The sequence below is a fragment of the Nitrospira sp. BLG_2 genome (assembly GCF_049222245.1).
In genome coordinates this window covers 1-10,747 of record NZ_JBLYIG010000651.1, presented here as the reverse complement: position 1 = coordinate 10,747, position 10,747 = coordinate 1, and the positions used below count along the sequence as shown (strand labels likewise).

General features: G+C 55.9%; 12 protein-coding genes. All 12 read left to right on the top strand.

What is annotated here, in order from left to right; all coding sequences use genetic code 11:
- The coding region (locus tag ACOSYY_RS17300; RefSeq protein WP_421664066.1) for a DUF192 domain-containing protein at positions 1 to 328 on the top strand (328 nt) is incomplete at its 5' end.
- Positions 329 to 553: 225 nt separating this feature from the next.
- Positions 554 to 871, top strand: a complete 318-nt coding sequence (locus tag ACOSYY_RS17295) for a Rieske (2Fe-2S) protein (protein WP_421664064.1) — start codon at positions 554 to 556, stop codon at positions 869 to 871.
- Positions 872 to 925: 54 nt separating this feature from the next.
- A complete protein-coding gene (locus tag ACOSYY_RS17290; RefSeq protein WP_421664063.1) occupies positions 926 to 1,264 on the top strand; it encodes a protease inhibitor I42 family protein in 339 nt (112 codons plus the stop codon).
- A 3-nt stretch (positions 1,265 to 1,267) separates the two neighbouring features.
- The gene (locus ACOSYY_RS17285) at positions 1,268 to 2,107 is read left to right on the top strand and encodes a D-amino acid aminotransferase (RefSeq protein ID WP_421664062.1); all 840 of its coding nucleotides are present in this window, start codon (positions 1,268 to 1,270) and stop codon (positions 2,105 to 2,107) included.
- A gap of 142 nt (positions 2,108 to 2,249) precedes the next feature.
- Positions 2,250 to 2,738 carry a ribosome maturation factor RimP gene (rimP, locus tag ACOSYY_RS17280; protein WP_421664061.1) on the top strand — a complete coding sequence of 163 codons (489 nt, stop codon included), beginning with the start codon at positions 2,250 to 2,252 and terminating at the stop codon, positions 2,736 to 2,738.
- A gap of 52 nt (positions 2,739 to 2,790) precedes the next feature.
- Complete coding sequence (gene nusA, locus ACOSYY_RS17275; protein ID WP_421664060.1) at positions 2,791 to 3,942, top strand: transcription termination factor NusA; 1,152 nt, start codon at positions 2,791 to 2,793, stop codon at positions 3,940 to 3,942.
- 15 nt (positions 3,943 to 3,957) lie between these two features.
- Positions 3,958 to 6,522 (top strand): translation initiation factor IF-2, encoded by a 2,565-nt coding sequence (gene infB / locus ACOSYY_RS17270; RefSeq protein WP_421664059.1) that lies wholly within the window; start codon positions 3,958 to 3,960, stop codon positions 6,520 to 6,522.
- 106 nt (positions 6,523 to 6,628) lie between these two features.
- A complete protein-coding gene (locus ACOSYY_RS17265) occupies positions 6,629 to 6,910 on the top strand; it encodes a DUF503 domain-containing protein (RefSeq protein ID WP_421664058.1) in 282 nt (93 codons plus the stop codon).
- Positions 6,911 to 6,951: 41 nt separating this feature from the next.
- On the top strand, positions 6,952 to 7,362 hold the full coding sequence (rbfA, locus tag ACOSYY_RS17260) for a 30S ribosome-binding factor RbfA (protein WP_421664057.1): 411 nt from the start codon (positions 6,952 to 6,954) through the stop codon (positions 7,360 to 7,362).
- 4 nt (positions 7,363 to 7,366) lie between these two features.
- Positions 7,367 to 8,317 (top strand): tRNA pseudouridine(55) synthase TruB, encoded by a 951-nt coding sequence (gene truB / locus ACOSYY_RS17255; RefSeq protein WP_421664055.1) that lies wholly within the window; start codon positions 7,367 to 7,369, stop codon positions 8,315 to 8,317.
- Positions 8,318 to 8,333: 16 nt separating this feature from the next.
- The gene (rpsO, locus tag ACOSYY_RS17250; protein WP_421664054.1) at positions 8,334 to 8,603 is read left to right on the top strand and encodes a 30S ribosomal protein S15; all 270 of its coding nucleotides are present in this window, start codon (positions 8,334 to 8,336) and stop codon (positions 8,601 to 8,603) included.
- 250 nt (positions 8,604 to 8,853) lie between these two features.
- On the top strand, positions 8,854 to 10,747 hold a 1,894-nt coding region (gene pnp, locus ACOSYY_RS17245), incomplete at its 3' end, for a polyribonucleotide nucleotidyltransferase (RefSeq protein ID WP_421664052.1).

Genomic DNA, 10,747 nt, shown 5'->3' with positions numbered 1-10,747 from the left:
GGCGGATACGCCGGAGAAGTTGCTCTTTGGGCTTGCCTTTCGCGATGCCTTGCCTCCCAACGGCGGCATGCTTTATATCTTTGAGCAAAACGGAATGCATCGCGTGACAACCAAAGAATATCGATTCCCCATCGACATTCTATGGGTGGACGAGAGTCATCATGTGGTGCATATGCAGGAAGATGCGGAGCCATGCGCTAAGGATCCGTGCCCCCGTTTCGGGCCGCCACCCGAAGCCGTTCGGTATGTGATACAGGCAGAATCGGGATTCATCAAGAAAGCCGGAGTTGCAAAAAACGACGAGCTCAAGTATGCCCTTCGTATGTAGAGGCTGGCCCGCATTATTCATGGAGGTTCGTGGCGAAATCGCGCAGTCGCGTAGCGAGACGGGCACGTGGAGCCCCGAGGAACCGAGGCATACTTGAAACAGTATGTCGAGGTTGCGAGGGGCGAGCCTGCCCGCCGAAGGCTTGTCGCAGTAGCGAATCCACGATTGCAGCAGAAGCGTTCATGAGTAATGCGGGCTAAGAGACAGCCAGAGGAAATACGCACGATGGAAGGGTTTCTAAAGGTTGCACAGATCGATGAGTTGCCTCCCGGAAAGTCAAAGATCGTCAAGATCAATGACCGTCCGATCGCGTTATTCAATGTCGAGGGAAAGTTGTATGCCATCCATAATAGTTGCCCCCATGAGGGCGGCCCGCTTATTGAGGGGAGACTCAAAGGGTATGTCATTGCCTGTCCTTGGCATGATCTGGCCTTCGATATCAGGAATGGACAAGGCATCGATGGCGGCGGGTACTGTGTTGGAAGCTACGAAGTCCGGCTGGACGGGAATGATATTCTGATCGGCCCTCGGCGGAAAATATAAAGAAGGGAAATCCGGCTGAACGGCTGTCTTCACGACATGGGTCAGCCTATCAACGTGAGTACTTGTAGGGCCGATCACAGTCCCGATTTGGACGGCAGCGACTCCCGCAAGGTCATGGTCGGCCAGTCATTCTTCATTCATCTCTGGGAAGATCGCACCAGAGGTGAGCAGTGGGTGCCGTCTTATGACACCGGAGGACTTGCGCTGCTCAGTGATGAGTTCCTCCGCATCGCGAGCAATAACGCGGTGGAAAACGGGCAGCGCATCTTCGAGTTTAAAGCCGCGCAGCCAGGGGTTTATCAGCTGATCTTCGAAAAGCGCATGGGGTGGAAATTTACCGCGGAAGACCGCCGCCTGTTCAGAATAGAAGCAGGGCCACCATCGAGGAATTGAACTATGCCCGACATTGCATTCATCAATGGCCGTTTCCTTCCCTGGCAAGAAGCCACTGTTTCCATCGATGATCGTGGCTTCCAATTTGGAGATGCCGTCTACGAAGTCATTCGCACCTATCGAGGAGGTCCGTTCGAGCTTGCAGCACATCTTGCACGGCTGAATCGAAGCGCAGGAGAACTCTCGCTTCGCCAGCCATATACCAACGAGCAATGGACGCGCTGGATCCAACAAGGACTCAGTCTCGCCGGGTACCAAGATGCCAAGATTTATATTCAGATCACCCGAGGGGCAGCTCCCCGTGAACATAGTGTCCCCTCTGATATTTCTCCAACGGTGGTCATCACTGTCAGGGAGTTTCATCCTCTGGCACCAGAAGTCCGCCGCGCCGGCGTCAGCGTATGTACCAGAGAAGATCTTCGATGGGGGCGCTGTGATATCAAAAGCGTCAATCTCCTTGCCAATGTCCTTGCCCGTGAAGAAGCGAAGAAGGCCGGCGTCTTCGAAACGATTTTAGTCAGAGACGGCTTTGTCATGGAAGGGGCGCTGAGCAACGTCATGGCTGTTCAAGATGGGGTTGTCATCACGGCCCCTGAAGGTCCGCGCATTCTATCAGGCGTCACACGGACCGTGGTTTTGGAGTTGGCGAAGAAAGACGATCTCGTGATCGAAGAACGCTTCATACCAATCGACCTCCTTTACCGCGCGGATGAAGTATTTCTCACCGGAACCACGCTCGAAGTACTCGGGGTTGTTCAGATCGATGGGAAAACCATCGGCTCCGGCCAACCGGGCCCTATCACAAAAGCGCTCGCCGCCCGCTGGGCGTTGTTGACCGGCTAGCAAGGATGTTGGCGAACTACCATGCAAGTCCCAAGAGCCTCCTAGCACCCTTGCTTTGCACTGAGGTGCATGCTATGGTGCTCCCTCTGTAAGTGGGCTCAAGCCCACTTTTTTGTTTGGGCACATGTCAAAGGACAATGGGTTGAGCATACCGGGCAGTGGTCCGCAGCCGGTTGCCGACCGGTTGCGCGAAGTCATTTCGCCGATCCTATGGACGCTCGGGCTTGAGTTGGTTGATGTCGTGTGTGTGGGGAAAGGTCCTCGCTCGGTCGTTCGCGTTCTGATCGATAAATCGGGCGGAATCAGCATTGCAGACTGTGAGCAGGCACATAAGGCCCTAGGACCGGCGCTCGACGTGGCCGATCCGTTCCCCCATGCCTCTACCCTTGAAGTCTCTTCTCCGGGCCTTGATCGGCCCTTCAAGAGATCTCAAGACTATCAACGGGCAATCGGAAAAGAAGTGAGCCTCAAGCTTCGGCAACCGTTCGACGGTCAGTGGAGGATCACCGGGCAATTGGTGCACGTGGATGAGCAGGCGGTCGTCCTGGAGGTGGGCGCAATGCGGACACCCCAGACGGTGAGACTGAATCGAGACATGATTGCTGAAGCGAAACTGATCGTAAAGATTTAGGGGCCGGAAAATTGGAGAGTGTAGGCGGTAACCGGATGCAGGAGCGTGACGTATGAACCGAGAACTGATCTCAGTGATCGACGAAATCGGGCGCCAGAAAGGAATCGACAAGACCCGAGTCATCGGAGCTATAGAATCCGCCCTGCAGACCGCCGCGAAGAAACGATTCGGCCAGGCCGAAAACATCCAAGTGGAGATCGACCCAAAGACGGGGGAAATTTCCGTCGTGTCCAAGAAAATCATCGTCGAAACGGTCAGCAACCCCAAAGCGGAGATCTCTCTTCAAGAAGCCCGCCAATACGATAGTGAGGCGGAGATCGGCGACGAAATTGGATCGCTGATTGAAATGAACGAACTGGGAAGGATTGCCGCCCAGACAGCGAAGCAAGTCATCTTCCAGAAAGTGCGTGAGGCGGAATGGGAAGCGGTTCAAAAAGAATATTCGACGCGTCAGGGGGATCTCGTTACGGGAATCATTCTCGGCATGGAACGCCGCAATTACCTTGTGGACCTCGGAAAGACAGAGGCCATCCTGCCGATTCAAGAGCAGATTCCGCGTGAAACATATCGGCGCGGCGATCGCGTGAAAGCGATGTTGCTTGAGGTTCGTCGTACGCCGAAGGATGTTCAAGTCATTCTGTCCCGCAGCCATCCTCAGTTCGTGGCGAAGCTCTTTGAACTCGAAGTGCCCGAAGTCATGGAAAAGATCATCGAGATCAGATCGGTCGTTCGAGAGCCGGGAGACCGGACGAAGATCGCGGTCACCTCACGTGAAAAGGCTGTGGATCCGGTGGGAGCCTGTGTCGGTATTAAAGGCTCCCGGGTGCAGGCGGTCGTTCGCGAGTTGCGGGGCGAGAAGATCGATATCATTACCTGGACTCAGGACCCGCGAGTCTTTATTGCCGAAGCCTTGAACCCTGCGACGATCGAAAAGGTAGGGATCGACGAAGAGAAGAAGTCGGCGCTCGTGGTCGCGGCCGACTCGCAATTATCGTTGGCGATCGGTAAAAATGGTCAGAATGTTCGGCTTGCGGCACGGTTGACGGGATGGAAGATCGATATCATCAGCGCGACGGAATACGAAAAAGAAAAAGTAGAACGCGATAAGGAGATTAAAGCGGCGCTCGCAGAGGAAGCTGAGGCTCAACGACTGCAAGAAGAAGCTCGGCAGGCTGCCAGGGCTGAAGAAGCAACGAGCGGATAGAATACGGAATTGCCCATGGCTATGCGCGTATACGAACTCGCAAAGAAGTTAGGAATGGAAAATCGAGTGCTCATTCCCGAGCTCAAGAAGATCGGGGTGTCGGTTTCCTCTCATAGCAGCACGCTGGATGATGAGATCGTTCAGAGAGTGATGGATAAGCTGGCCTCAAAATCGAAAGGCCAGGGGACAGGAGTCGAAGTGGAGCTTGGTGCAAAATCAGCGGAGCATGCGGGTCATGGTAAAGCCGCGGGGGCCAGGAGCCATGTCGTCGAAGAACCGCCCAAGCCTGACAAGCGCCGTATCCTGATCAAACGCAAGAAAGAAGATGACCCGACCGAAGTCATTCCTTCACCGTCGAGTATTGAAGGTGAGCGTTCGGCCCAGCCGGCGCCCTCAATTGCCGCGCCGACACCGACGCCGTCCGCTGAGCATCCCAATGGCGGCCTCATCGATCGCGGTCTTCCGACGGAGGAAAGTCCGGACGAGATTTCCACGCCCGCGCCGCCGCCGCTGGTCGCAAAACAGGAAGAGGTGCCGGCAAAGCCGATCGTCGCTCCATCAACGGTCGGGGCGCCGACTCCGGAACCTGTGACGGGTAAGAAGAAAAGCATGGCATTCGAGGCTATCGAAGCCGAGGCGCAAAAAGACAAGCTGAAGAAAGCACGCAAACCAGGCCGCCCGAAGGATGATCAGCAAGATGTGAAATTCCGCGAGGATGCCGCTCGTTGGCAAGACCTTCGCGCGATTCCTGTGCAGCGACGGGAGGATCGATCCAAGCATGTACACCACAGCAGCCCGGCAGAAATCACCAAGCCACGCCGGAAGAGTGTGAAAGTCACTCCACGGACGACGGTGAAAGAGTTCGCCGAGTTGATTGGCCAACGGCCGGCGGACATCGTTCGAAAGCTCATGGACATGGGACAAATGCTGACGTTTCACCAACCTATGAACCTAGATGCCGCATCGATCTTCGCCGAGGAAAGCGGAGTCAAGGTAGAAATATCGGTCGAGAAAGTCGGGGACGAGTTGCTGCAAGATGTCGTTGAGACGGGCGGGGACGAACGGCCGGAGCCTCGACCGCCCGTGGTGACCATTATTGGTCACGTCGATCACGGGAAAACGTCTCTCCTCGATGCGATTCGCCAAACCAACGTGGCGGAAGGAGAAGCCGGCGGCATTACTCAACATATCGGCGCCTATACCGTCTCGGTGCGTGATAAACAAGTGACGTTTCTGGACACTCCGGGCCACGAAGCCTTTACGGCAATGCGGGCTCGTGGGGCCAAGGTCACGGACATCGTCATTTTGGTTGTCGCGGCAGACGACGGAGTGATGCCGCAGACCATAGAAGCGATCCACCATGCCAGGGCAGCCGGAGTGCCGCTGATCGTGGCGATGAATAAAATCGATAAGCCGACCGCAAATCCTGATCGGGTCAAGAACGCCCTCTCTGAGCATGGACTGATATCCGAAGCATGGGGTGGGGATACCATTATGGTCGAGGTATCCGCCAAACAGAAAACCGGGCTCGATACTCTCCTCGAGATGATTTTGCTTCAGGCGGAAGTGCTTGAACTCAAGGCGGATCCACACCGACAGGCCAAAGGCACCGTCATCGAGGCGAAGATTGAACGGGGAAGGGGCCCTGTTGCGACGGTGTTGGTTCAAGGCGGGACTCTCCGGGTGGGGGATGCCTATGTCGTGGGAACCTTCAGCGGGCGCGTCAGGGCTCTCATTAATGATCGGGGCGACAAAGCGCGACAGGCAGGTCCGTCCATTCCGGTTGAAGTGACCGGATTGCCTGGCGTTCCGTCGGCGGGAGACGTCTTCCATGTCGTCTCCAATGAGAGAGTCGCCCGCGAGATCGCGGAAGAACGAGCTCAAAAGCGGCGGGCAGCAGAACTGGCCGGCCCGGCGAAAGTTTCGTTGGATGATCTCTTTGCCAAGATTCAAGAAGGATCCGTGAAGGAATTGGCCATTGTCATCAAAGCCGACGTACAAGGGTCGTCTGAAGCCTTGGCAGGCGCAGTCGAAAAACTGTCGACAGAAGCCGTTAAGCTTCGTGTGATTCATAACGGTGTCGGTGGAGTCATGGAATCCGATGTGCTGCTCGCGGCCGCATCGCGAGCCATCATTATAGGTTTCAACATCAGGCCGGAGCCGAAGGCGACCGCATTGGCCGAACAGCAGGGTGTCGATGTCAGGCTTTACACGATCATCTATGACGCCATCGCCGACATCAAGGCTGCGATGGAGGGCTTGCTCGAGCCTACCCTGAAAGAGCGCACTTTGGGACGAGCAGAAGTCCGGCAGGTATTCACAATTCCCAAGGTCGGAGCTGTGGCGGGGGCTTACGTTATTGACGGAACGATCGCTCGGTCTAGCGCCGGGGTTCGGGTGATCCGAGACAATGTGGTGGTCTATCAGGGCAAGCTCGCATCGCTGCGTCGTTTCAAGGACGATGTGCGCGAAGTGCAGCAGGGGTATGAGTGTGGCTTGAGCATCGAGAACTTCAATGATATCAAAGCCGGCGATATCATCGAGGCTTATGCGATCGATAAGATTGCAGCGAAACTCTAGTAGGCGCCTCGGACTTTTAGCGCACGTTTACCCCAAAGGCCCGGCGCGCGCTCATTGAACTGAATCGTGGCCTCCATCATGAGCCTACTCTAACTGAAACCTGGTCATGATCGTGGGTCTATGCACGGTAGAATTGTTCATCCCAGGTAGCCAATCGCTTAAAGACAAGCGACAGGTCATTCACGGGCTCAAGGACAGGCTGCGGGGCAAGTTTAACCTCTCAGTCGCCGAAGTGGACGGGGGGGACCTCTGGCAGAAGGCCGTCCTAGGGATGGCTTGTGTCTCGAATGAGAGTAGCCACGTCAACCAAGTGCTTGAGCAAGCGTTGAATCTGATTAAAAGCATGCCGGCGGTCGAAGTGGTCAGGACCCAATTAGAGTTACTGTAGGCTCCCCGCCATGCTGGCGATTGACAATGTCGGGATAGCAGATGTCGAAGACGACCTATAAGAGAGCAGATCGGGTGGCCGACCAGATCCGGATGGAAGTGGCGGATATCCTCATGCGCAAAATCAAGGATCCGCGGGTTCGTGATGTGACGGTCACCGATGTCGAGTTGACAGGGGATTTACGCATCGCTCATGTTTTTGTCACGACTATGGAAACGGGCGAGGCGGAGCGGGATATCTTTGCCGGTCTCTCAAAAGCCAGCGGGTTTGTGCGATCGGAGTTAGGACGGCGGCTTTCGCTCCGTTACCTTCCGGATGTGATTTTCAAGAAGGATGTCAGTGGAGCTCGCGGTGACCGTATCATGCGGCTATTGGAAGAATTGCACGGGGAGTCCGAACAACATGAGGCTCAGGACTCTCCAAACAGCGAGCAAAGGACGGCGGATTCTTAAGGGTATGGACCGGGCAGGCGCCACAACCGACGAGGGGGGGCCTCTGGAGGGAGTCCTCATTGTCTACAAGGAAGCCGGCTGGACCTCACACGATGTCGTGGCCAAGATCCGGCGGGTATTGGGCGTCAGCAAAGTCGGTCATGCCGGCACGCTGGACCCGAGTGCCACGGGCGTCTTGCCCATCCTTGTCGGGCGAGCTACAAGAATCGCTGAATACCTGATCAATTGGGATAAGGAGTACCGTGCCGTCTTGCGCTTGGGGGAAACGACCGACACCCAGGATGCAACCGGGCAGGTTTTGACCAGAGTCGATTCATGTGAAGTGACGGAGGACGCGCTGCAGGCGGCGATCGCTCGATTCCGGGGAGTGCAACGGCAACTGCCACCGATGTATTCAGCCGTGAAAGTGGATGGACAACCGCTTTACAAAGCGGCCAGAGCAGGCAGAACGGTCGAGCGGGAAGAGCGGTCGATCGCCATTCATCAGTTGGAGATCGTGGCCGTTCACGGCCGTGACGTGGCCCTGCGTATTGTGTGCTCAAAAGGCACATATATACGCACGCTGTGCGCCGACATCGGGCAGGCTTTAGGCGTAGGCGGACATCTCCTTACGCTCGAACGTCACCGTGTCGGTCCGCTATCGATCGAACAGGCCATGACGCTCGACCAAGTTGGCGGCCATCTTGCGGCGGGAACGCTTCGTGGACAGTTCGTTTCGTTGGACCAACTCCTCTCGCAACTTCCGGCGGTGGTTGTGAACGCGGAACAGGCCCAGCGTGTCCTGCATGGGTCGCCCGTTTTCCCGGTAGGAGCCGGGCAATTGCCCTCTTCACCCGCCGCCGTTTCCGTGCGCTTGAAGAATGAAGCGGGTCAGTTGTTGGCCATTGGGTCTCACGATACCGGCTGCGTGGGGCCGATTCGAATTCGTAAGGTACTGGGTCTCTTGAGTCATTAATGCGGAAGGAGTAGATATGGGATTACTGAAGGAAGTAAAGAGCGAACTCATTAAGCAATATCAACAGCATGACAAAGATTCGGGGTCGCCGGAAGTTCAGATTGCCGTGTTGACCAACCGGATTACGTATCTCACTGAACATTTCAAGAGTCATAAAAAAGATCACCACTCGCGGCGCGGATTGTTGCAACTGGTCGGACGCAGGCGACGTTTGCTGGACTATCTCCGCGGTGTGAATGACGCGCGGTATCGTGCCGTGATCGATCGACTCGGTATTCGCAAGTAATCGGTCGTCGTAATGGCGACGTTTTTCGCGGCCTGTGGCCTCGATCTGCCGGCACCTCCTTCGCCTCGTCATGAAGGCAATGTCGGACAGGCCCTCCGCATCGTTCAATATCCCACAGATGAACACCGACATGCGTTCACACGAAGTGCCATCAAGTGACTGAGCAGCTCAGACGTTCATGTTGAACTCGTCACTTGTCGTTGAACGCATCTCAGTGGGCATCTGTGGATCTAACCAGAGGAGACCATAGATGATACATGTCGTAGAAGTCGACATTGCGGGTCGGACCCTCCGCCTCGAAACCGGCCGCGTCGCAAAGCAAGCTGATGGATCAATTTGGGCCTCGTATGGCGACACAGTCGTCTTGGCGACGGCCGTGGCCGCGCAAACGGCCAAACCTGGTATCGACTTTCTTCCGTTGACGGTCGACTACCAGGAAAAGGCCTATGCGGCAGGAAAAATCCCCGGAGGTTACTTCAAACGAGAAGGTCGACCGGCTGAAAAGGAAGTCCTGACGAGTCGCTTGATTGACCGCCCGATTCGCCCGCTGTTTCCCGAAGGCTACTATTATGAAACGCAGGTCATTGCCTCAGTCCTCTCGGCGGATAAGACCGGTTCTTCCGACGTCATTGGAATCACGGCGGCATCGGCGGCTCTCGCCGTGTCGAACATTCCTTTCAACGGCCCCGTTGCCGGAGTGAAGATCGGTCGGCTCAACGGCCAGCTTGTTGTCAACCCTGATCTCGACACAATGGAACGGAGCGAACTGCATCTGGTGGTTGCCGGTACAGCGGACGCCGTGATGATGGTGGAGGCGGGTGCCAATGAATTATCCGAGCAGACGATGCTCGAAGCGCTGGAATTGGCTCACGCCGAGATCAAGAAAATCGTCCAGAAGATCGATGAATTGGCCAAGAAGGTCGGCCGGGTGAAGCGGGAAGTGATTGAAGAGTCGATCGACCCCGCGTTGCAAGCCGAGATCAAGACGGTGGTTGCGCAACCGATTCGTGACGCCATCATGATTGCCAACAAGACCGCCAGACAGGAGCGGTTGGATGACGTTCTGGCCGATGCCCTTGAAAGACTGAAGAAGCCGGATGATCCCTCGAGGGAGCGGCATATCAAGATTGTTTTCCATCAATTGGAATACACGGAAGTCCGGAAGATGATTTTGGAGAACCGGTCGCGCGCCGACGGACGCGGTCCGGCCGATATTCGGCCGATCACTTGCGAGGTGGGTGCCTTGCCGCGCGCGCATGGGTCGGCCATCTTTACGCGAGGCGAAACACAGAGCTTGGCGGTGGTGACCCTAGGGACGACCGACGATGAGCAGCGCATTGACGCGTTGGAGGGCGAGTACACTCGGACATTTATGCTGCATTACAACTTCCCACCCTTCAGCGTCGGTGAGGCGCGGCCGCTCCGCTCACCGGGAAGGCGTGAGGTGGGGCACGGAGCCTTGGCTGAACGGGCGTTGAAACCCGTCATTCCGAATAAAGATGTCTTCCCATACACATTGCGGATTGTGTCTGAAATTCTGGAATCAAATGGATCTTCCTCGATGGCAACCGTGTGCGGTGGTACGTTGGCCATGATGGACGCCGGAGTCCCTATCAAGGAACCGGTCGCCGGCATTGCAATGGGCTTGATCAAGGAAGGGGAGGACGTCATTATCTTGTCGGACATCCTTGGCCTTGAAGACCATTTGGGCGATATGGATTTCAAGGTATGTGGGACCAAGAACGGTATTACCGCGCTTCAAATGGACATCAAGATCGGCGGCATTACCACTTCGTTGATGCAGCAGGCTTTGGAGCAGGCTCGACTGGGACGCCTCCACATTCTCGATCGGATGTCGAAAGGGCTTGAGGGTCCCCGCACCGATCTATCGCCGTTCGCCCCCCGCATTTATACGATGAAGATCAAGCCGGATAAGATTCGGGATATTATCGGTTCGGGTGGCAAGACCATCCGCGGAATTCAGTCCGACTGCGGAGTCAAAATCAGCGTTGAGGATACAGGTGTGGTCACGATTGCGTCTGCGGACGGAGATTCATTGCAAAAAGCTAAGGAGATCATCAATCGCTTGACCGAGGAAGTCGAAATCGGAAAAGTTTATATGGGAACAGTCAGAAAGATCATGG

What these genes read in the sequence shown, in the direction of transcription:
- ACOSYY_RS17295 (WP_421664064.1), top strand. Translation starts at nt 554, where the DNA reads ATGGAAGGGTTTCTAAAGGTTGCACAGATCGATGAGTTGCCTCCCGGA.
- ACOSYY_RS17285 (WP_421664062.1), top strand. Translation starts at nt 1,268, where the DNA reads ATGCCCGACATTGCATTCATCAATGGCCGTTTCCTTCCCTGGCAAGAA.
- nusA (WP_421664060.1), top strand. Translation starts at nt 2,791, where the DNA reads ATGAACCGAGAACTGATCTCAGTGATCGACGAAATCGGGCGCCAGAAA.
- infB (WP_421664059.1), top strand. Translation starts at nt 3,958, where the DNA reads ATGGCTATGCGCGTATACGAACTCGCAAAGAAGTTAGGAATGGAAAAT.
- ACOSYY_RS17265 (WP_421664058.1), top strand. Translation starts at nt 6,629, where the DNA reads ATGATCGTGGGTCTATGCACGGTAGAATTGTTCATCCCAGGTAGCCAA.
- rbfA (WP_421664057.1), top strand. Translation starts at nt 6,952, where the DNA reads ATGTCGAAGACGACCTATAAGAGAGCAGATCGGGTGGCCGACCAGATC.
- truB (WP_421664055.1), top strand. Translation starts at nt 7,367, where the DNA reads ATGGACCGGGCAGGCGCCACAACCGACGAGGGGGGGCCTCTGGAGGGA.
- rpsO (WP_421664054.1), top strand. Translation starts at nt 8,334, where the DNA reads ATGGGATTACTGAAGGAAGTAAAGAGCGAACTCATTAAGCAATATCAA.